The organism is Paracoccus tegillarcae, assembly GCF_002847305.1.
Taxonomy (GTDB): Bacteria; Pseudomonadota; Alphaproteobacteria; order Rhodobacterales; family Rhodobacteraceae; genus Paracoccus; species Paracoccus tegillarcae.
In genome coordinates, this window is the sequence record NZ_CP025408.1 from 2,180,353 (window position 1) to 2,199,007 (window position 18,655).

Consider the following 18,655-nt stretch of genomic DNA (forward strand, 5'->3'; position numbering starts at 1 on the left):
CTCAGCCCTCGGACGGGGGCGGCAGGAAATCGACCTCGTGCTCGGCCGAGATGCGCACCAGCTCTGCCGGGTCGGTCACACCGTCCAGCTTGCCGAACAGGGCAAACAGCTTGCGCGAGGGCGCGACGCCAAAGACGCAGGTGGCCGTGGCCCCCGAACGGTTAAAGATCCCATGCGCGATACCGCGCGGCATGCGGATCGTATCGCCGGGGCCTGCCTTGTGCAGATCATCGCCGAATTCGATTTCCAGATTGCCGTCCAGCATGACGATCCATTCGTCCTGCGTGGGGTGGATATGCGGCGGCACAAAGGTGCCATCAGGCACAACCGCATGCCAGATCATCGCGTTCTCGGTGTGCAGCTTGGGCGTATAGGTGTGGCCAACCACATTCCACGCCTTGCCTTCATAGGCCTCATCCGCGCCGGTTATCCCGGTATCGCCTTGTGTCATTTTCGGTCCCTCCCTCTTGGTGAATTACAGTTCCGTGCGCAGCTCCCACAGATCGGGAAACAGCACGACCTCCAGCATCTTGCGCAAATACGCCACGCCCGATGTCCCGCCCGAGCCGCGCTTGAAGCCGATGATCCGTTCCACCGTGGTGACGTGGTTAAAGCGCCAGCGGCGAAAGTAATCCTCGAAATCGACCAGCTTTTCGGCCAGTTCATACAATTCCCAGTACCGCGCCGGATCGCGGTAAACGGCCAGCCATGCCGCTCGCGCAGCCGCATCGGGCTGATGCGCCACGTCCAGCCGGTCGCGCGCGGGCACGTCAAAGCCCTCAGCCGCCAGCCGGGCCAGAACCGTGTCATATAGCGAGGGCTTGGCCACCTCATCGCGCAGCGCGCGCGCATGATCGGGCCGATGTTCATGCGGGCCGATCATCGCCATATTGCGGTTGCCCGCGACGAATTCGATCATCCGGTATTGATGCGACTGAAAGCCGCTGCTTTCGCCCAGAATATCGCGGAACTGCGTGTATTCACTGGGCGTCATCGTACGCAGCACGTCCCATGCGTCGTTCAACTGCTCCATGATGCGGGCCACGCGCGACAGCATCTTGAAGGCCGGTTGCAGATCCCCCTCCGCGATGGCCCTGCGCGCCGCAGCCATCTCGTGCAGCGCCAGTTTCATCCATAATTCGCTGGTCTGGTGCTGGATGATGAACAGCATCTCGTCATGCGCATCCGACAGGGGATGCTGCGCGTTCAGCAGATCGCCCAGTCCCAGATAATCGCCGTAGGCCATGCGGCCCTGAAACGACATGCGCGCGCCTTCGGTAGCGGGATCATAGGGCTTGGGTTCGTTGTCGTTCATGCCGCTTTCCTTAATGCCCGGCCAAGGGCTTGCTGCAGCCGGGGGACCGGGTTTTCCAAATGGCAATCGCCATGAGCAAGGATCACACGCGCCGGATCAGGCGCGACCATCTGCTGTGCAACGAAACCGACAGCCAGTTTGTCGGGGATCACTGCGCGATCGTCGCGGGGTGTGCTGCCCGTGGGGCCAGGGTTTCCCGCCACGGCCATGATCCAGCGCCAGACCGTGCCGACACGCGCGGGTGCGACGTTTTCGATCAGGTCGGTCAGGCTGATCGGCGAATGCACCCGGATGCCATCGGGCAACTGCAAGACGGTCATTCGGATGGGAAAGGGCACATTCAGCGGCCCCATCGCCATCTTGACGACAGGGCCATCGACGATCCGGACGCCATCCGCCACCGACCTGGGCACGCCAGGCGGGTCGTGGGCAAAGGGTTTGCGATCAGTCAAGGGGCATCCTTCAACCTGAACCGTTGGATCTTGCCGGTCGCCGTTTTCGGCAGCGCGTCGGTGAATACGACCCGGCGGGGGTATTTGTAGGGGGCGATGATCGCCTTGCAATGCGCCTGCAAACGCAGGATCGCCGCGTCATCGGCGGCGGTGCCTTCGACCAGCACCACATGGGCCACGACGATCTGGCCACGCTCGGGATCGGCCTCTCCGATCACCGCGCATTCCAGCACATCGTCATGGGCCAAGAGCGCTGCCTCGACATCGGGACCGGCGATATTATAGCCGCCCGACAGGATGATATCGTCAGACCGCGCGGCAAAGTGGAACCGCCCGTCCTCATCCTGCCAGAACGTGTCGCCGGTGATGTTCCAGCCGTCCGACACATAATCCGCCTGCCGCCGGTCCTTGAGATACCGGCATCCGGTCGGGCCGATCACCGCCAACTGCCCCGGCTCGCCCCGTGGCAGGTCGCGGCCCGCGTCATCGACGATCTTGGCGCGATAGCCGCTGACAGGCCGTCCGGTGCAGCCGGGATGGCTGTCATCGAAACGGTTGGTGATAAAGATATGCAGCATCTCGGTCGCGCCGATCCCGTCCAGCATCGGCTTGCCGGTCTTGTCACGCCATTCCTGCCAGACAGGCGCGGGCAGCGTCTCGCCCGCGCTGACGGCGGCGCGCAGGGATGACAGATCCGCGCCTTCCTCCATCGCGCGCAGCATCACGCGGTATGCGGTCGGCGCGGTAAAGCAGATGGTTGCGCGGTGGGCCTGGATGATCTCGATCATATTGGGCGGAGATGCGTTTTCCAGCAGCACCGCACTGGCCCCGAACCGCAGCGGAAACACCGCCAGCCCGCCCAGCCCAAAGGTAAAGGCCAGGGGCGGCGAGCCGATAAAGACATCATCCGGCGTCACGCCCAGCACCTCTTTGGCATAGCCATCCGCGATGATCAGCAGATCGCGGTGGAAATGCATCGTGGCCTTGGGCTCGCCGGTCGAGCCGCTGGTAAAACCCAACAGCGCCACATCGTCGCGCCCGGTCCGCACCACCTCGAAATGCACCGGCTTGGTCAGGGCGGCGCGGTCCAGTTCGGCGTCATGGTTCGCGGTGCCGTCAAAGCCGATCACGGTGCGCAGCGTGGCCGAGCCCTTGGCCGCCGAGACCAGTTCGTCCATCAGCCGCGTGTCGCACAGCGCATGGGTGATCTCGGCATTGTCTATCACCTTGGTCAACTCGCCCGCGCGCAGCATCGGCATGGTGTTCACCACCACCGCGCCAACCTTGGTCGCGGCCAGCCAGCAGGCGACCATGGCGGGATTGTTGGCCGAGCGGACCAGCACCCGATTGCCGGGTTTGACCCCGTAATCCTCGACCAGCGCATGGGCCAGCCGGTTGGTCCAGTCGGTCAGTTCCTTATAAGTCCGCGCCCGCCCGTTCCCGATCAGCGCGGTGCGGTCGCCAAAGCCGCGCTCGACCATGTGATCGGTCAGTTCTGCGCCGACATTCAGCCAATCGGGATAGTCAAAGCCGGAGAGAACGATCTCGGGCCACTGATCGGCAGGCGGCAGGTTGTCGCGTGTAAAGCTGTCCTGATGTCCGCTCGGTCCCAAGTGCTGCATCCTTGCCCCCTATCTGCCATCGCCCGGCGCTGTGGCGCCCTGGACATGATGTGCCTGCAACCGCTTGCGGACCGGATCTGGAAGGGGCGCGGGGACAAAGCCCTCGCCGATCCAGACCACGGTGATGCGCGCCTCCAGCCGGTCCTCGGCGTTCAGCAGAAAACGGATGCTGCTGCGGCCGATATGTTCGACCTGCAAGACCCATTCCAACCGATCGCCAAGGCGCGACGGCTTGCGGAAATCGAATTCAAGCCGGGCGGCGGGCACGCCCTGACCTGCGGCGACCATCTGGCTGAACGGCGTTTCCAGCACTTCGGTAAAATAATTTTCCACGACATGCTGGGCCATCTCGACATAGCGCGGGTAAAAGACGATGCCCGCCGGGTCGCAATGGCAGAATTCGATGGGCAGGATGCGGCGATAACTCATTCTGCCCTCGCGGCGCGGGACAGGATATCGCGCATGCTGTCCAGATCGTCATCGCTGATCCGGGCAAAGATCGCATCGACCTCGGCTTCGTGTCCGTCGGCCATGGTTTCAAAGCGCGACAAGCCCTCGGGCGTCAGGCGCACACGGATGCGGCGGCGGTCGCCATCCTCGGCCTCGCGGCGCACCAGCCCGTCGGTTTCCAGCCGGTCGACCACGGCGGTCGCGTTGCCGTTCGAGACCAGCAGCATCCGCGACAATTCGGTCATTGTGACCCCGTCGCGCCGCCGCCACAATGCGGCCATCACGTCAAAGCGCGGCAGGGTGGTGGCATGTTCGCGGCGCAGATAGTCGCGCAGGTGGTTTTCCGCCCCGCGCGTGACGCCCAGAAGTCTGATCCACAATTTCAGCCGGCGCTTGGACAGATCGCTCATTCGGCCACCTCCTGCGGGAAAGGCTGGCATAGGGCTGTAATTATTTCAAGCTTGAAATTTCTTGGCGAAGCGCGGCTGCGATCAGCGCCGGCACCTCGGGGGCCAACCCGATCGGGTCGAGGCGCGGGCCGGAAAAGCCTGCCTGATCCAGTGCTTGCGGCAGATCGTCGGTCACATGCTCTGCGCGCAAGGCGAAAAAGGGCAGGCTGACCGCCTTGGTCAGCCCGGCTGCAGCATCGGCCAGAAACGGCTCTTGTTCGACAAAGCCGGTGACGACGCGGGCGAATTGCGCGGCGATCTGACCGGCGACCTGATTGGTGATGGTAAAGCTGGCCTGACTGACCTGCGAGCCATGGGCCGACAGCAAGACCGTGGTCTCATCCGCGCGCCACCCCTGCGCCGCCGCCGCCTCATGTGCCCTGGCTGTGAGCAGCGCGGGCAGTGCGGGATCGGTGCCAAAGGGCCGCAGGATGCGCGCGCCCGGCGCGCCGGCCTGCGCCAGTTTTTTGGGCAATTGCTGGCGCGTGAACCAGCCCTCGGCCATGAACATCGGATAGATCAGGCTGTCATTCTGTGCGGCAGCGGCCAGCGCGCCGGGCATGGCCAGCGTGGCGCCCAGAACCTCGCAGCCCGGATCATGGCCCGCAACCATTGCGGCAAGCGCGCGGATGGCCCGTTCCTGCGGTTCGGGATCGCCCGGCTGACCGTGAGAGACGATGACGGCCCGCATCATTCGCGGAAATAATGGGCGAAATGCTCGGGCATCTGGAATTCCTCCAGCACCCTGGCGCGGCCTTCGGGTGACATCTTGCCGGCGGTCCGTTCGATGATGCGGGGCATTTTATCGTCGGGTTGCTCGGCCATGAAATCGCCCAGATACCAGCGGATAAAGGTAAAGCAGATCACATCCTCCAGCGCCTGCACCTCGGGATCGCGCTTGATCCCCTGCTTGGTCAGCATCTTTTGCACCCGGTCGATATCCTCGCCGGAATACTGGGCCTCTTCCATGATCTGGGCCACGCGCCTGGCGTGCCGGCGGCCCTGTTCCTGCCGCCATTGCAGATAGCCGGCCCGGTCCATCGGGTAATCCTCGCGCGGCAGCGTCCAGCGCTCGATATGCTGGCCCCGGCAGGCAATCCTGAGCGGTTCCGAGGCATCGGGAAACAGCCGCTGCTGTTCGGCCGTCATGCGTTGGCCGTAAAGCAGCGCGGCGGGCTGGCCATCCTCTGGCGTCGGATCCTTGGCATTGGCTGCGTCGATGGCGGCGAAGGCGGTGTCAAGCTGGGTCATGATGTCCTCGGGCGTTTGAGGCATTGTCGCGCGAGGCCGGGGTCGGGCGCAAGCGGTGAGGTGGCCGATTGCGTCCCGCGACGGTGGGGGGCTGTCTGCCCCCCACACCCCCCGAGGATATTTCAACGCCAAAGACGGGTCAGCTCAGGCGGAAGTCCTGCGGGATGGTGTCTTTGCCATCGAGGATCAGATCAGCGATGATCGCGGCGATTTTCGGGGCCATGCCAAAGCCGATCTTGAAGCCGCCATTCGCGACATATTGGTCCGTGCGGCCGGGCCAGGCGCCCAGCAGCGGTGCGCGCGAGCGGGCGCGGGGGCGGATGCCGGCCCATCTGTCGATGACCGGCGCATCGGCCAGCGCCGGGCAGAGGCCGCGGGCCCGGGCGATCAGGTCGGTCAGCTGATCGTCGGGGCGGTCATGGGTGAACTCGTTTTCACTGGTCGAGCCGATGGCAGTCGTGCCGTCGTCATGCGGCACGATATAGAGCCCATCGGTGAAGATTTGCGGGCTGTCGGGCAGGGCGAAATCCAGAAGCGCCGACTGGCCTTTGACGCCTTTGCCGATGCTGCGCCCGGCGCTGTCGTTCAGGGCATCCAGCCCGTCTATGCCGGTCGCCCAGAGGGTCGGTCCGGTTGGCGTGGCGGTCTGGCCCTCGATCACCTCGCCGCCTCTGGCGCGGATTGCGCCGGCCAGTGCGGTCAGCGCGGATTTTGGGTTCAGCCGCGCCGTCAGGTCGTCTTGCAGCCAGCAGCCCGGACGCGCCAGCGGGGATTGCGGATCACCGAGCAGGCGCATGCCGATCGGTTCGGGCCATCGGCTGGTCGCCGCGTCGATCCGCGTTTGCAGCGCGGGGGCGTTGGTCACGGGTTGCAGCCGGCCCGTGCGGCGGTAGCCGCTGGGCAGGCCGGATGCCTGTTCGACCTCTGCCCAGAAATCGGGCGCCATCAGCAGGCTGTCCAGCTGGAACGCCTTTTTGTCATTCCAGTTGTCGGGCGCATGGGGGGCCAGCGCGCCGACATGGCCGCCAGAGGCGCCGGCGCCGATATGGCGGGCCTCGATCACGCGCACATGCGCGCCGCGCCGCGTCATCTCCCATGCGCAGGCCAGTCCGAAGATGCCGCCGCCCATCACTGTCACGCTTGCCAAATCGCCTGCCTTTCCCCTAGCTGCGGGCATGAGCGATGTAACCGATACTGTGGCGGGCGGCCAGCCGGTGCTGGAATGGCGCGAGGGCGGCGTTCCGGTCTCGGCGCGCTTCGATGACCCCTATTTCAGTCTGGCGGGCGGGCTGGCCGAAACCGGCCATGTGTTTCTGGCAGGCAACGATCTGCCCGCGCGTCTGCGCCCCGGCTTTCATGTGGCCGAGCTGGGCTTTGGCACCGGGCTGAACCTGATGGCGCTGGCGCGGATCGCTGTGGTGCCGGTGCGGTTCACCAGCTTTGAGGGCTTTCCGATGAGCCTTGAGCAGATGGAACAGGCCCATGCCGGCTTTCCCGAACTGGCCGATCTGTCGGCGCAGTTGCGCGACGGTTGGTCCACACGCCAGATGCAGGTCGGGCTGATCAACGCGCGGGTGATCACAGGCGATGCGCGCCAGACGCTGGCCGAGTGGGGCGGGCAGGCCGATGCCTGGTTTCTGGACGGGTTCTCGCCGGCCAAGAACCCCGAGATGTGGGGCGAGGCGCTGATGGCCGAGGTCGCGGCGCATACCGCGCCGGGGGGCAGTTTCGCCACTTATACCGCCGCGGGCCATGTGCGCCGGGCCTTGGCCGCCGCCGGGTTTGCGGTGGAACGCCGCCCCGGTTTCGCGGGCAAGCGGCACATGTCTGTCGGGCGATACGAAGGGTAGGGCATGCGCAAACTGCTGTTGTTCCTGCTGGGGCTGGTTCTGGGTGCCCTGCTGCTGGTCGGCGGCTTACGCATCGCTGCTGCCCTGCGAGAGGCCCAGCCTCTGGCGGCGGTTCTGCCCGCCGAGGGGCAATTGATCGAAACAGAGGCCGGATCGCTTTTCGTGCAGGATCTGGGGCCGCGCGACGGACCGGTGCTGCTGTTCCTGCACGGCACGGCGGCGTGGTCGGGCCTGTGGCGGCCGACGCTGGAGGCAATGGCAGGGCAGGGCTATCGCGCCATTGCGCTGGACATGCCGCCCTTTGGCTTTTCGCAGCGTGACCCGGCGGGCCGCTATGACCGCGCCCATCAGGCGCAGGTCGTCCACGCGCTGATCCGTGCCTTGCAGATCAGGCCGGTTCTGGTCGCGCATTCCTTTGGCGCCGGGCCGGGGGTCGAGGCGGTGATGCAGACGCCGGGCGCCTTTGCCGGGCTGGTCGTGGTTGACGGTGCGCTGGCCATCGGCGCGCAGCCCTCGCAACTGCCCCTGCCTTTGCGCAGCGATTGGATGCGGCAGGCGGGCATTGCCGTCACCGCGACCAATCCGATGATGACGCGGCGGTTGCTGGCCTCGTTCCTGCATGTGAAATCGGCGGCAACCGATGAGGTGGTGGACATATTGCAGCGCCCGATGACGCGGCAGGGCAGCACTGCGGCCTTTGCCGATTGGCTGCCTTCACTGCTGACAGTGCCCTCGGATGCGCTGAGCATCAGACCCGACAGCTATCGCGATCTATGCCTGCCGACGGTGTTCCTGTGGGGACAAGAGGATACGGTCACACCGCTGGAACAGGGGCGGCAGGCGGCCGGGCTGGTGCCGGGTGCCGCGCTGCTGGTGATGCCCAATACCGGCCACATCCCACAGATCGAGACGCCAGCGCCATTTCTGGACGCGCTGCAACAGGGCCTGCGCCGGATCAAAGCTGCCGATCCGCCCTGTTAACGCCGCACCTGCGGGATGCGGCTTTGCGGATATTTCACCGCCGGATGTGGCGGGTGGCCATCGGTGAACTGCCAATAGGCGGTGCCACCACGTCGCAGAAACAGCGGCAGCGCCAGAACCGCGCCGGCCACAAATCCGCCCGCATGGGCCCAATAGGCGACGCCCTCTTCGGCGCCGAGCGTGGTGAACCCGCCAAAGATCTGCAGCCCGAACCAAAGACCCAGCATGACCCATGCCGGGATGGTAAAGATGCGGATGATGATGATGATGATGACCAGAATATCGACGCGTGCGCGCGGAAACAGCAGCAGATAGGCCCCCATCACCCCGGCAATCGCGCCCGATGCGCCCACCATCGGCACGCCCGACTGCGCGTCGGGCAGGATCTGGGCAAAGGCCGCCAGCAGACCGCAGGCCAGATAGAACAGCAAAAAGCCGACATGCCCCATCTGGTCTTCCAGATTGTCGCCGAAAATCCACAGAAACAGCATATTTCCCAGAATATGCAGGAACCCGGCATGCAGGAACATATGGGTGACCAGCCCCCAGGTCATATCGCCGTGGATCACCGCCAGCGGATAAAGCGCCAGCCGCGCCCATAATTCATTGAACTGATCGCTCCAGCCCTGGGTCAGCACGAACATCAGCACGTTCAGCGCAAGCAATGTGTAGGTCACATAGGGCGTGCGCTCGGACGGGTTGTGGTCGCGGATTGGAAACATGCACCTGGCTTTCGTCCGTTTGGCAGCGGCCGGCCGCCGATCATTGTGGATATCGTCGCAGCCCATGGCCTGCCTTGCATCTACCTTTGCGGCAGGGGGCATGTCCAGCGCCACGCCGTCCGGGGGCGTCGTCCGCACCCGGCAGGCCCCGGTTTTCAGCGGCGCGGGCGGCTGCTTTTCGCCATGAGGCGCGGGGGCGGCGGGCGGATCGCTTTTCCGGGACTGGACAGTTGCAAAACGCCGGCTATCCTCGCGCCAGCCTGATGGGGGACCTTTCATGACAACGATGACCGACCGCAAGAATGCCGCCATCTCGCGCGGCGTTGGGATGACCACGCAGATCTATGCCGACCGCGCCGAGAATGCCGAGATCTGGGACAAGGAGGGCAACCGCTATATCGACTTTGCCGCCGGCATCGCGGTGGTGAATACCGGCCATCGCCATCCTCGGGTGATCGCGGCGGTCAAGGATCAGCTGGATCGCTTTACCCATACCTGCCATCAGGTTGTGCCTTATGAAAACTACGTCGAACTGGCGGAACGCCTGAACGACCTGACCCCCGGCGATTTCGCGAAAAAGACGATCTTTGCCACCACCGGGGCCGAGGCGGTCGAGAACGCGGTCAAGATTGCGCGTCACCATACGGGTCGTCCGGGCATCGTGGCCTTTGCGGGCGGGTTCCACGGGCGCACCTTCATGGGCATGGCGCTGACCGGCAAGGTCCAGCCCTACAAGGCGGGCTTTGGTCCGATGATGAACGATGTCTGGCACCTGCCGTTTCCCAATCCGCTGCATGGCGTGACCGAGGCCGATGCTCTGGCCGCGCTGGATCGCCTGTTCAAGGCCGATCTGGAGCCGGCTCGCGTCGCCGCCTTCATCATCGAGCCGGTTCAGGGCGAGGGGGGCTTTTACGAGGCCTCGGCCAGCTTTATCGGCAAACTGCGCGAGATCGCGGATCAGCACGGCATCCTGCTGATCGCCGACGAGGTGCAGACCGGCTTTGCCCGCACCGGCAAGCTGTTCGCGATGGAACATGCGGGCGTGGCCGCCGATCTGACCACCATGGCCAAGGGGCTGGGCGGCGGCTTTCCGATCAGCGCCGTAACCGGGCGCGCCGAGGTGATGGACAGCCCCAATCCCGGCGGTCTGGGCGGCACCTATGCGGGCAACCCGCTGGGCGTCGCGGCAGCCCATGCGGTGCTGGACGTGATCGAGGAAGAGGGCCTGAACGAACGCGCAACCCGGCTGGGCCAGCGGCTCAAGCAGCGCCTGGCGGGCCTGCGCGACGAGGTGCCCGAAATCGTCGATATCCGCGGCCCCGGCTTCATGAACGCGGTCGAATTCAACATGGCCGGCAGCGACAAGCCCAATCCCGACTTTGCCAATCGCGTCCGCGAACAGGCCCTGCAGCGCAATCTGATCCTGCTGACCTGCGGCGTTTACGGCAATGTCATCCGCTTTCTCGCACCGCTGACCATTCAGGATGCGGTTTTCGAAGAGGCGCTAGACATCGTCGAGGAAAGCATCCGCGCCGCCCGGATGTGACCGCGCGCAGAACCGCGGTGCATTTTTGCACCGAAGTTTTTCGGGGGCCGCAGCTTGCGGGTGCCCTGCGCCATCCATATATTGCACGATCTGCAAATTCGTAAGGTTTGAGCCATGTCCGTGCAAGACGATACCGGCGCACTTCACTCTGTTGGTGCGACAGGCGGTCCGCCGCGTGATCGCTTGCTTGCTGACCCGCGCGCCTGGGGGCTGATGCTGGCGGCGATGCTGACCATCATGTCAAACGCCACCATCACCCCGGCGCTGCCGGGACTGCAGGCGATGTTTGGCGACAATCCCAATGCCGAGCTGCTGACCCGGTTGCTGATCACCGCGCCCTCGCTGTTGGTGGCCATCGTCGCACCCTTTGCGGGCGTGGTGGTCGACCGTCTGGGACGGCGGCCGCCCTTGTTCACCGGCTTGATCGTCTACGCCATCGCCGGGACGGCGGGGCTGTATCTGGCCTCGCTCGAGGCGATCCTGGCCAGCCGTCTGGCGCTGGGTCTGGGCGTCGCCGCGATCATGACCGCGCAGGCGGCGCTGATCGGCGATTATTTCGACGGTCCCGCACGCGGGCGGCTGATGGGCTATCAGATCGCCGCGACAAATCTGGGCGGGCTGGTCTTTGTGATGACGGCGGGCGTGCTGGCCGCGCATGATCCGCGTCTGCCCTTTGCCATCTATGCGCTGTCTCTGGTGATGATCCCGTTCCTGTGGCGCGTCCTGCCCGAACCCGTGGCCCTGTCTGCGGGCGACCGTGCCGCCGTCGCCGATCCCGGCGAGCCGGGCTGGCCGATGACGGTGGCGATCATGGCGGCCGCGCCGGGGCTGACCTTTGTCATCTTCTACGCCGTGCCGACGCAATTGCCCTATCACCTGGCCGAGATTGGCCTGGCCGATCCGCGCCAGACCGGCGAGGTCATGGGCACGATGATGATGGCGGCGGCGGTGATGGCGGTGGCCTCGGGCTATCTGCGCCCGATCCTGGGCCGGATCGGCATGCCGGTCATCGGTTATCTGTCGCTGACAACCGGCTTTATCCTGCTGGCAATGGCGCAGGGTCTGGGGATGGCGATGGCCGGAACCGCGCTGACCGGCGCCGGGCTGGGGCTGGTCATCCCGACCTTTATCACCACGGCGCTCAATGCCGCGCCCGCGCATCGGCGGGGTCTGGTCTCGGGTCTGGTCACTTCGGCCTTCTTTCTGGGCCAGTTTCTGTCGCCGCTTGCCATGCAGCCGCTGATCGTTCACTGGGGCTATGCAACGGCCTTTGGCATCGGTGCTGCCGGCTTTGCGCTGCTGGCGCTGCTGCTGATCCTGGCGCTACGCAACCGCGCGGCGCCAGTGGACAACCCCGCGGGGGCGCACTAGCGTCACCGCGCAATAACGAGGAGTCGCGACATGACCAACGCGATCATCGAAATCGATCACATTTCGAAAGAATATGACAGCGGCACCAAGGCGCTGAACGAAGTCAGCCTGACCATCGAACAGGGCGAGATCCTGGCGCTGCTGGGCCCGAACGGCGCCGGCAAGACGACGCTGATCTCGATCATCTGCGGGCTGGTTGTGCCAACCGGCGGCAGGATTCTGGTCGGCGGACACGATATCCGCACCGACTGGCGCCCGGCCCGTGAACTGATCGGGCTGGTGCCACAGGAAATCGCGCTCGATCTGTTCGAGACGGTCGAGAATTGCGTGAAATTCTCGCGCGGGCTTTACGGCAAGGGGCCCGATCCCGCCTATGTCGAACAGTTGCTGCGCAGCCTGACGCTGTGGGAAAAGAAAGACGCCCAGATCCGCGAATTGTCGGGCGGCATGAAACGCCGGGTGCTGATCGCCAAGGCGCTGGCGCATCAGCCGCGCGTGCTGTTTCTGGACGAACCGACCGCCGGTGTCGACGTCACCCTGCGGCGCGAGATGTGGCAGGTCGTGCGCAAGCTGCGCGAAAGCGGCGTGACCATCATCCTGACGACGCATTATCTGGAAGAGGCCGAAGAGATGGCCGACCGGATCGGCGTCATCAGCAAGGGCGAATTGCTGCTGGTGCGGCCCAAGGCCGAGCTGATGCAGGAATTCTCGCGCAAGACGCTGGTGATCGAACTGGATCAGCCGCTGCAAAGCCTGCCCGCGGGGCTTGAGGGCCGCGAGTTGACGCTGGCCGATGACGGGCAAAGCATCGTTTTCGAATATTCGACCGCCAGTGGCCGCAGCGGCATCGGCCGCCTGCTGGCCGATCTGTCCGGCGCCGGCATCGCCGTGCGCGACGTGTCGACCAAGCAATCCAATCTGGAGGATATCTTTCTGGATCTGGTGGAGGAAAAAGCATGAACTGGCAATCCGTCCAGGCGATCTTCAACAAAGAGATGATGCGCTTTTTCCGGACCCTGACACAGTCGATCGCCTCGCCGGTGATTTCGACAACGCTCTATTTCGTCGTCTTCGGCGCGGCCATCGGCAGCCGCATCCAGGCCGTCGAGGGCATCCAGTACGGCGCCTTCATCGTGCCCGGCCTGATGATGCTGACGGTGTTGCAGCAATCGGTCTCCAATGCCAGTTTCGGGATCTATTTTCCGAAATTCTCGGGCACGATCTACGAGATACTCGTCGCGCCGACCGGCTGGATCGAGGTTGTTCTGGGCTTTGTCGGTGCGGCGGCGGTCAAGGCGATCTTCGTGGCCCTGCTGATCCTCGCGACCAGCTTTTTCTTTGTCGACATGACCATCATGCACCCGTTCTGGATGCTGGCATTTCTGGTCTTTACCGCCGTGGCATTTTCGCTGCTGGGCTTTATCATCGGGCTTTGGGCCAAGAATTTCGAGCAGTTGCAGATCATCCCGATGATGGTCATCACGCCGCTCGTCTTTCTGGGCGGCGCCTTCTACTCGGCCAGCATGTTGCCGCCCTTCTGGGAGGCGGTGGCGAAACTGAACCCGGTGCTCTACCTGATCTCGGGCTTCCGCTGGGCGTTTTTCGGGCTGGCCGATGTGCCGGTGGGCGTGTCGCTGGTGGCGGTGGCGATCATGATCATCGCGCTTCTGGTGGCCATCCGCCTGATCTTCCTGACCGGCTGGCGTTTGCGCGAATAGGTGCGCGCCGCCACACCTTAGGGTGGACAAGGTCACGGGACCGTGAGAACCTTGATTGATAAAAATCAAAGTGAGGGACTAACCATGGGCTCAAAAGTTCTTTGGATTATCATCGGGGTGCTGTCGATCATCGCGGGTATCTTCGCCTTGGCGAACCCGCTGGCGGCAACCCTGACAGCCACGCTGATTGCGGGCTGGGGCTTCCTGATCGTCGGCGTTCTGCAGATTGTCGCCGTTTTCCAGGCCGAGGGCTGGGGCGGGCGCATCTGGGCCGGCGTGCTGGCCGCTGCGTTCATTCTGGTCGGTATCCAGCTACTCGGTAACCCGCTGGAAGGCACGATTTCCCTGACCGTTGCCGTCGGCATCCTGTTCATGATCACCGGCATCGCCCGGATCATCATGTCCTTCTCGCTTCAGCGCGGAGGCGGGTTCTGGCTGGTTCTGCTCAGCGGCGTCCTGGCGGTTATCCTGTCGCTCATGATCTTCTCGAACTTCCCGCAATCGGCAGCAGTGATGCTGGGCGTCATGCTGGCGGTCGAACTGATCTCGAACGGCGTCGCGATGATCGTCCTCGGCTCGACCGCGAGGAAATAACGGCCGCTCGACGTCAACCATCGTTGGACCAGCAGAACTTGATCTGCGGGTCCAACTTCTTGTACTGCGCCGCCGACATGGTGTGCATCTGCAGCGAATATTGCCATTCCGCATACCAGCGCCGGCGTATCTCACCCCGATAATGCTGCCCCATCAGATCGCCGACAATCGGTGGGATGAAACTGGTCCCCTTGACGCGCGGCGCGTGAAACCCGACCCGCGCCTGCGGACCGATGCAGGCATTCGGCAGGGTCAGGTACAGGGTGCAGGCCGACCGGCAGTACCCCCTGATCCGCACCAGCTTGCCAGAGCTTTGCAACTGGTTCCGCCGCGCGATGGCCTGCAACACATTGCCGCCGGAATCGTTGACGATATCAATGACCTCGCGCGCCGCGGCAGGGCCGGGCGGCAGGCTGAACAACGACAGGCCAAGGACAATCGGGATAAGCGCATGTCTGATCATGGCCCCACATTGCGACAGCCACCCCGCAAGGAAAACCCACATTGCCGCGAGATGAGCGAGAGCAGATCACCCGCCCGCGCGCCCGATCACGACTGCGTAGCCCTGCCGCGACTGGCAAAAAAGCGGTTCCCACTTTTTCACGCAATGCTCTATAGGGCAGGGATGATCCAGAATCCGCCCAATCTGCGCCCCGATCTTGCCCGCGCCCATATCCCCGAAACGCGGCGCGACGGCCAGCCGACCATCGGCATGGTCAGCCTTGGCTGTCCCAAGGCGCTGGTCGACAGCGAACGCATCCTGACCCGCCTGCGCGCCGAGGGCTACGCGATCAGCCCCGACTATTCCGGCGCCGATGCGGTGATCGTGAACACCTGCGGCTTTCTGGACAGCGCCAAGGCGGAATCGCTGCAGGCCATCGGCGAGGCCCTGCAGGAAAACGGCAAGGTGATCGTGACCGGCTGCCTTGGCGCCGAGCCCGACTATATCACCGGCGCCCATCCCAAGGTGCTGGCGGTGACGGGCCCGCACCAATACGAACAGGTGCTCGACGCCGTGCACGGTGCCGTGCCGCCCAGCCCCGATCCCTTCATCGACCTGCTGCCCGCATCCGGCGTCACCCTGACGCCCCGGCATTACAGCTATCTCAAGATCTCCGAGGGCTGTAACCACAAATGCAAATTCTGCATCATCCCCGATATGCGCGGCCGCCTGGTCAGCCGCCCCGCCCATGCGGTGATCCGAGAGGCCGAAAAGCTGGTCGAGGCCGGGGTCAGGGAACTGCTGGTCATCTCGCAGGACACCTCGGCCTACGGGCTTGACCGCAAGTTCGAAACCGAACGCGGCCACCGCTCGCATATCGTCGATCTCGCCCGCGATCTGGGCGGTCTGGGCGCATGGGTGCGGCTGCACTATGTCTACCCCTATCCCTATGTGCGCGACCTGATCCCGCTGATGGCCGATGGGCTGGTGCTGCCCTATCTGGACATCCCGTTCCAGCACGCCCACCCCGACACGCTGAAACGCATGGCGCGCCCCGCCGCAGGGGCCAAAACGCTGGACGAGATCGCCGCATGGCGCGCGGTCTGCCCCGACATCACCCTGCGCTCGACCTTCATCGTCGGCTATCCCGGCGAGACCGAGGCAGAGTTCCAGACCCTGCTCGACTGGATGGACGAGGCGCAACTGGACCGCGTCGGCGCCTTCCAATACGAAAACGTCGCCGGCGCGCGCGCCAACGCGCTGCCCGACCATGTGCCGGCTGACGTCAAACAGGACCGCTTTGACCGCTTCATGCAAAAGGCGCAGGCAATCTCCGAGGCCAGACTGGCCGCCAGGGTCGGACGCCGCATCGAGGTGATCGTGGACGAGGTCGACGCCGACGGCGCCACCTGCCGCACCAAGGCCGACGCCCCCGAAATCGACGGCAACCTGTTCATCGACGAAGGCTTCGAGGCCCTGACCCCCGGCGACATCGTCGAGGTCACGGTAGACGAGGCCGGCGAATACGACCTCTGGGGCCGCCTCTAGCCCGCCCCATGACATCGGCGATCACCACGAACGACCCAACGCCCCGGCCGCGATCAACGCCCGCCTTCCCAAGTCTGCTTTTGAGGGCTTGGTGCCCAACACGGCGCCCGCGCATTCGCAAGTGCAGCAGCACGACGCCGAGCAATGACGGCCCTCTGCAGACGCTGGCGCGTAGCAACTCCGCTGCAACGCAGCACATCGGTGGAGGCCATTTTCTGCTAAGCTGAAACCAGGGTGAAGATAGAAACTGCGGTTTGTGTCATTCCGCACTTGTTTCTTCTTCCCCTTCTAAAGGTCTAAGCGAGGCATCCTCGAAGTCCAGACATTCTGGGGATAATGTGTCTTCATCGCCATTATTGCCTCCGTCGATTTCCGTTTTCTTCTCACCTTCAAGGTGTTTGGAAATAATCTCTCTGTGCTCGGAATAGCTTTCGGGAAAACCAACTTCGTTGGCGTTGCTATCAGCTTTTAACATTATTTCGTCTGTCCCAACCACTTTACAATAAGCGGCTAGGTATGATGAAACCTTGGCTGGGTTGGGGGACTCATCTTCTCGAAGCACTTCCCGCTCAAGCTGCTTTGCATCCCGTGTCGGAAGGAGGTCCATCGTGTCTATGAACAATAACGGATAGGGCTCATTCTTGTTTACGCCCTTTAAAACCATGGGGCGCTCCATGCGAACTTGGTATCCGAAGCTCAGATCTGGACCATCAGTTGCGAGGAGGCGCGCCAATTGAACGCTTAGCACAAACCTGTCCGGCTGCGCCTTATCTGCCACTCGAAATCCTGTATCTATCGCCTTGCCAAGGAAATCGAATTCGAATGGTTTCTCATCTGCCGAACGCTCTAGCGCCTCAGATGCAGGTAGTAGTTCTGGGCCGCCATGGCCTGTCCTTAGTTGTACAGTGCGATTAGGTTCAGGAAAGGCCGCCAGCCAGCCTGCACCTTTAACGTTCAATTCAACGTCTTGATCTTTAAGAGCTTTGCGATAATGGTATAAGGTTTTCACGAATGCATGGAGCGCGACAGCACATGACTTTTTATTCGTAACGCGTCCGCAGAAAACAAGCTCGTCACCGACGGCCTTCCAAAGCTGCGGACACGTATCCGCACCTACGCTAGCATTCTTTTGCTGCTGAAACTCATGTGCAAATAAGCTTGGGAAATCGGAGTAGAAACTCTGGAATACAGTCACCCAACTTGGCGTTGCCCCAGCCTTTCTGGCCTCACCCTCTTTAGAATTCTTGAACGCAGTAGACCCGCTAAGGTCTACGGACAAAAACAAGCGTATGCGGTAGTCTGCAGCTTCGAATCTTAGCGTTTCAAGTTCGGGCATGTATTCCCAACGTCTTTGCCCTCACCTCAACCGCTGCCTGTGTGACACCAAACGTCTCGCTGGCGACGCCGTTATGATACGCATTAAAAAAATCTTCCTTTGGCATGAGGAAGGCAGATGCAAACCAGTTTGCCTCCCATTCACACCTAACCAGAGTTCTGTCGCTCTCATCAACCCAGCGTGTGGCGCGCATACCATTCCCTGCGTGAGCCTTTTTCACCCTTGGCCAGTGCAGCAAAAGATGTCCTAGTTCATGCGCAACTGTGAAATTATCGCGAAGCGCTCCTGTTTCAGACGAAAGATGAATGACAAAGGACCCATCAGGCTCCACTAAGATGGCATCGGTCTGATCATCGTCGAACATCCCAATGTATTCGATTTTGCCACGATTCCGGGACACAAGCTTGGGTAAGTCGAAACCGCTGGTGAGACCGACTTTCGCTCTTAGATTTTCTGCAAAAGCCCAAACATTAGATTTGCTTGCTTGTGAAGGGATGGGGGGCAGATGCTCATACTCATGTGTTTTGCTCTGCGCACCAGGCATCATGTAGGCTGCTCCTGTACAACGCGGAAAACGTTCATACTATGTTCTTGCGTGTCTGTCAATCCATCTGGAAAATCTCACACCTTCTACCTGATATGGCAAGCAGTTCTTTGCAAATTTGGTTCTTCATTTGCAGTCAGGGTGGCCGAGACCCAAATGCGCGTTTTTGCTAATGAATGCCTTCGGTTCCTACCTGCAGCGAAGTTCCGCTTCCGCCCTGCTGTCCTGATGCTGCGCTGACAAGATCAGGGCTGCGCTGACAAGATCAGGAATGATGCACTCACCGCGAACGCTGGCTCCGTCCCGATAACCGCCCCGCGCTGCAACACCACCGTTCTCAGCCTGTGTACAGCCTGTGTACGCGCTGTGCGCATCCGGTGCACGCTCTGTGAGGCCTGAAACCCGGCGTTTTATGGCTTTCCCGGCGCACCCGCCAAACACCGCCCCGCCGCGCACCGAACCGC

21 protein-coding genes are annotated in these 18,655 nt (G+C 63.1%); 8 read left to right on the forward strand and 13 right to left on the reverse strand.

Annotated elements, in window-relative coordinates; genetic code table 11:
• Position 1 precedes the first annotated feature (1 nt).
• From CUV01_RS10690 to CUV01_RS10730, 9 genes are all read right to left on the reverse strand, one after another.
• Positions 2-451 carry a cupin domain-containing protein gene (locus CUV01_RS10690; RefSeq protein ID WP_101460460.1) on the reverse strand — a complete coding sequence of 150 codons (450 nt, stop codon included), beginning with the start codon at positions 449-451 and terminating at the stop codon, positions 2-4.
• A 24-nt stretch (positions 452-475) separates the two neighbouring features.
• Positions 476-1,315 (reverse strand): tryptophan 2,3-dioxygenase, encoded by an 840-nt coding sequence (gene kynA / locus CUV01_RS10695; protein ID WP_101460461.1) that lies wholly within the window; start codon positions 1,313-1,315, stop codon positions 476-478.
• Positions 1,312-1,767, reverse strand: a complete 456-nt coding sequence (locus tag CUV01_RS10700) for a hypothetical protein (RefSeq protein ID WP_101460462.1) — start codon at positions 1,765-1,767, stop codon at positions 1,312-1,314. The genes kynA and CUV01_RS10700 overlap by 4 nt, the downstream gene beginning before the upstream one ends.
• Positions 1,764-3,389 (reverse strand): AMP-binding protein, encoded by a 1,626-nt coding sequence (locus CUV01_RS10705; RefSeq protein ID WP_101460463.1) that lies wholly within the window; start codon positions 3,387-3,389, stop codon positions 1,764-1,766. The genes CUV01_RS10700 and CUV01_RS10705 overlap by 4 nt, the downstream gene beginning before the upstream one ends.
• Positions 3,390-3,398: 9 nt before the next feature.
• Positions 3,399-3,818, reverse strand: a complete 420-nt coding sequence (locus CUV01_RS10710; RefSeq protein ID WP_101460464.1) for an acyl-CoA thioesterase — start codon at positions 3,816-3,818, stop codon at positions 3,399-3,401.
• The gene (locus tag CUV01_RS10715; RefSeq protein WP_101460465.1) at positions 3,815-4,249 is read right to left on the reverse strand and encodes a MarR family winged helix-turn-helix transcriptional regulator; all 435 of its coding nucleotides are present in this window, start codon (positions 4,247-4,249) and stop codon (positions 3,815-3,817) included. The genes CUV01_RS10710 and CUV01_RS10715 overlap by 4 nt, the downstream gene beginning before the upstream one ends.
• 40 nt (positions 4,250-4,289) lie before the next feature.
• On the reverse strand, positions 4,290-4,982 hold the full coding sequence (locus CUV01_RS10720; RefSeq protein WP_101460466.1) for a sirohydrochlorin chelatase: 693 nt from the start codon (positions 4,980-4,982) through the stop codon (positions 4,290-4,292).
• Positions 4,979-5,539, reverse strand: coding sequence for a DUF4202 domain-containing protein (locus tag CUV01_RS10725; protein ID WP_101462023.1), 561 nt, complete (start codon positions 5,537-5,539; stop codon positions 4,979-4,981). Before CUV01_RS10725 ends, CUV01_RS10720 begins: the two co-directional genes overlap by 4 nt.
• 139 nt (positions 5,540-5,678) lie before the next feature.
• Positions 5,679-6,716, reverse strand: a complete 1,038-nt coding sequence (locus CUV01_RS10730) for an NAD(P)/FAD-dependent oxidoreductase (protein ID WP_422385834.1) — start codon at positions 6,714-6,716, stop codon at positions 5,679-5,681.
• On the opposite strand from CUV01_RS10730, the gene mnmC2 reads away from it, so the two are divergent.
• Positions 6,715-7,389, forward strand: a complete 675-nt coding sequence (gene mnmC2 / locus CUV01_RS10735) for a tRNA (5-methylaminomethyl-2-thiouridine)(34)-methyltransferase MnmC2 (RefSeq protein WP_198731808.1) — start codon at positions 6,715-6,717, stop codon at positions 7,387-7,389. The genes CUV01_RS10730 and mnmC2 overlap by 2 nt on opposite strands.
• 3 nt (positions 7,390-7,392) lie before the next feature.
• On the forward strand, positions 7,393-8,370 hold the full coding sequence (locus CUV01_RS10740; RefSeq protein ID WP_101460469.1) for an alpha/beta fold hydrolase: 978 nt from the start codon (positions 7,393-7,395) through the stop codon (positions 8,368-8,370).
• Here the strand turns inward: CUV01_RS10740 and CUV01_RS10745 are convergent.
• Positions 8,367-9,092 (reverse strand): rhomboid family intramembrane serine protease, encoded by a 726-nt coding sequence (locus CUV01_RS10745; RefSeq protein WP_101462024.1) that lies wholly within the window; start codon positions 9,090-9,092, stop codon positions 8,367-8,369. The genes CUV01_RS10740 and CUV01_RS10745 overlap by 4 nt on opposite strands.
• A 277-nt stretch (positions 9,093-9,369) precedes the next feature.
• Between CUV01_RS10745 and CUV01_RS10750 the strand changes: the two genes are divergently transcribed.
• The 5 genes from CUV01_RS10750 to CUV01_RS10770 all read left to right on the forward strand — a co-directional run bounded on the left by CUV01_RS10750 (position 9,370) and on the right by CUV01_RS10770 (position 14,321).
• Positions 9,370-10,638, forward strand: a complete 1,269-nt coding sequence (locus tag CUV01_RS10750; RefSeq protein ID WP_101460470.1) for a 4-aminobutyrate--2-oxoglutarate transaminase — start codon at positions 9,370-9,372, stop codon at positions 10,636-10,638.
• 114 nt (positions 10,639-10,752) lie between these two features.
• The gene (locus tag CUV01_RS10755) at positions 10,753-12,009 is read left to right on the forward strand and encodes an MFS transporter (RefSeq protein WP_101460471.1); all 1,257 of its coding nucleotides are present in this window, start codon (positions 10,753-10,755) and stop codon (positions 12,007-12,009) included.
• A gap of 30 nt (positions 12,010-12,039) precedes the next feature.
• Positions 12,040-12,969 carry an ABC transporter ATP-binding protein gene (locus CUV01_RS10760; protein WP_101460472.1) on the forward strand — a complete coding sequence of 310 codons (930 nt, stop codon included), beginning with the start codon at positions 12,040-12,042 and terminating at the stop codon, positions 12,967-12,969.
• Positions 12,966-13,727: an ABC transporter permease gene (locus CUV01_RS10765; RefSeq protein WP_101460473.1), complete on the forward strand. Its 762-nt coding sequence runs from the start codon at positions 12,966-12,968 to the stop codon at positions 13,725-13,727. Before CUV01_RS10760 ends, CUV01_RS10765 begins: the two co-directional genes overlap by 4 nt.
• 84 nt (positions 13,728-13,811) lie before the next feature.
• Positions 13,812-14,321, forward strand: a complete 510-nt coding sequence (locus CUV01_RS10770) for an HdeD family acid-resistance protein (protein WP_101460474.1) — start codon at positions 13,812-13,814, stop codon at positions 14,319-14,321.
• Positions 14,322-14,334: 13 nt separating this feature from the next.
• Here the strand turns inward: CUV01_RS10770 and CUV01_RS10775 are convergent, their stop codons facing one another.
• Entirely contained in the window at positions 14,335-14,784 is a 450-nt protein-coding gene (locus CUV01_RS10775; protein WP_101460475.1) for a hypothetical protein, read from the reverse strand.
• 162 nt (positions 14,785-14,946) lie between these two features.
• Between CUV01_RS10775 and rimO the strand changes: the two genes are divergently transcribed.
• Positions 14,947-16,311, forward strand: coding sequence for a 30S ribosomal protein S12 methylthiotransferase RimO (gene rimO, locus CUV01_RS10780; RefSeq protein WP_101460476.1), 1,365 nt, complete (start codon positions 14,947-14,949; stop codon positions 16,309-16,311).
• 259 nt (positions 16,312-16,570) lie between these two features.
• On the opposite strand, the gene CUV01_RS10785 is transcribed toward rimO, so the two are convergent.
• Both CUV01_RS10785 and CUV01_RS10790 read right to left on the reverse strand, forming a co-directional pair.
• Positions 16,571-17,647 carry a hypothetical protein gene (locus CUV01_RS10785; protein WP_101460477.1) on the reverse strand — a complete coding sequence of 359 codons (1,077 nt, stop codon included), beginning with the start codon at positions 17,645-17,647 and terminating at the stop codon, positions 16,571-16,573.
• Positions 17,634-18,194, reverse strand: a complete 561-nt coding sequence (locus tag CUV01_RS10790; RefSeq protein WP_101460478.1) for an ImmA/IrrE family metallo-endopeptidase — start codon at positions 18,192-18,194, stop codon at positions 17,634-17,636. Before CUV01_RS10790 ends, CUV01_RS10785 begins: the two co-directional genes overlap by 14 nt.
• Positions 18,195-18,655: the final 461 nt, after the last annotated feature.

Coding starts and splice junctions, on each gene's coding strand:
- CUV01_RS10690 (WP_101460460.1), bottom strand. CDS start 451: ATGACACAAGGCGATACCGGGATAACCGGCGCGGATGAGGCCTATGAA.
- kynA (WP_101460461.1), bottom strand. CDS start 1,315: ATGAACGACAACGAACCCAAGCCCTATGATCCCGCTACCGAAGGCGCG.
- CUV01_RS10705 (WP_101460463.1), bottom strand. CDS start 3,389: ATGCAGCACTTGGGACCGAGCGGACATCAGGACAGCTTTACACGCGAC.
- CUV01_RS10710 (WP_101460464.1), bottom strand. CDS start 3,818: ATGAGTTATCGCCGCATCCTGCCCATCGAATTCTGCCATTGCGACCCG.
- CUV01_RS10715 (WP_101460465.1), bottom strand. CDS start 4,249: ATGAGCGATCTGTCCAAGCGCCGGCTGAAATTGTGGATCAGACTTCTG.
- CUV01_RS10720 (WP_101460466.1), bottom strand. CDS start 4,982: ATGATGCGGGCCGTCATCGTCTCTCACGGTCAGCCGGGCGATCCCGAA.
- CUV01_RS10725 (WP_101462023.1), bottom strand. CDS start 5,539: ATGACCCAGCTTGACACCGCCTTCGCCGCCATCGACGCAGCCAATGCC.
- mnmC2 (WP_198731808.1), top strand. CDS start 6,715: ATGAGCGATGTAACCGATACTGTGGCGGGCGGCCAGCCGGTGCTGGAA.
- CUV01_RS10730 (WP_422385834.1), bottom strand. CDS start 6,716: ATGCCCGCAGCTAGGGGAAAGGCAGGCGATTTGGCAAGCGTGACAGTG.
- CUV01_RS10740 (WP_101460469.1), top strand. CDS start 7,393: ATGCGCAAACTGCTGTTGTTCCTGCTGGGGCTGGTTCTGGGTGCCCTG.
- CUV01_RS10745 (WP_101462024.1), bottom strand. CDS start 9,092: ATGTTTCCAATCCGCGACCACAACCCGTCCGAGCGCACGCCCTATGTG.
- CUV01_RS10750 (WP_101460470.1), top strand. CDS start 9,370: ATGACAACGATGACCGACCGCAAGAATGCCGCCATCTCGCGCGGCGTT.
- CUV01_RS10755 (WP_101460471.1), top strand. CDS start 10,753: ATGTCCGTGCAAGACGATACCGGCGCACTTCACTCTGTTGGTGCGACA.
- CUV01_RS10760 (WP_101460472.1), top strand. CDS start 12,040: ATGACCAACGCGATCATCGAAATCGATCACATTTCGAAAGAATATGAC.
- CUV01_RS10765 (WP_101460473.1), top strand. CDS start 12,966: ATGAACTGGCAATCCGTCCAGGCGATCTTCAACAAAGAGATGATGCGC.
- CUV01_RS10770 (WP_101460474.1), top strand. CDS start 13,812: ATGGGCTCAAAAGTTCTTTGGATTATCATCGGGGTGCTGTCGATCATC.
- CUV01_RS10775 (WP_101460475.1), bottom strand. CDS start 14,784: ATGATCAGACATGCGCTTATCCCGATTGTCCTTGGCCTGTCGTTGTTC.
- rimO (WP_101460476.1), top strand. CDS start 14,947: ATGATCCAGAATCCGCCCAATCTGCGCCCCGATCTTGCCCGCGCCCAT.
- CUV01_RS10785 (WP_101460477.1), bottom strand. CDS start 17,647: ATGCCCGAACTTGAAACGCTAAGATTCGAAGCTGCAGACTACCGCATA.
- CUV01_RS10790 (WP_101460478.1), bottom strand. CDS start 18,194: ATGATGCCTGGTGCGCAGAGCAAAACACATGAGTATGAGCATCTGCCC.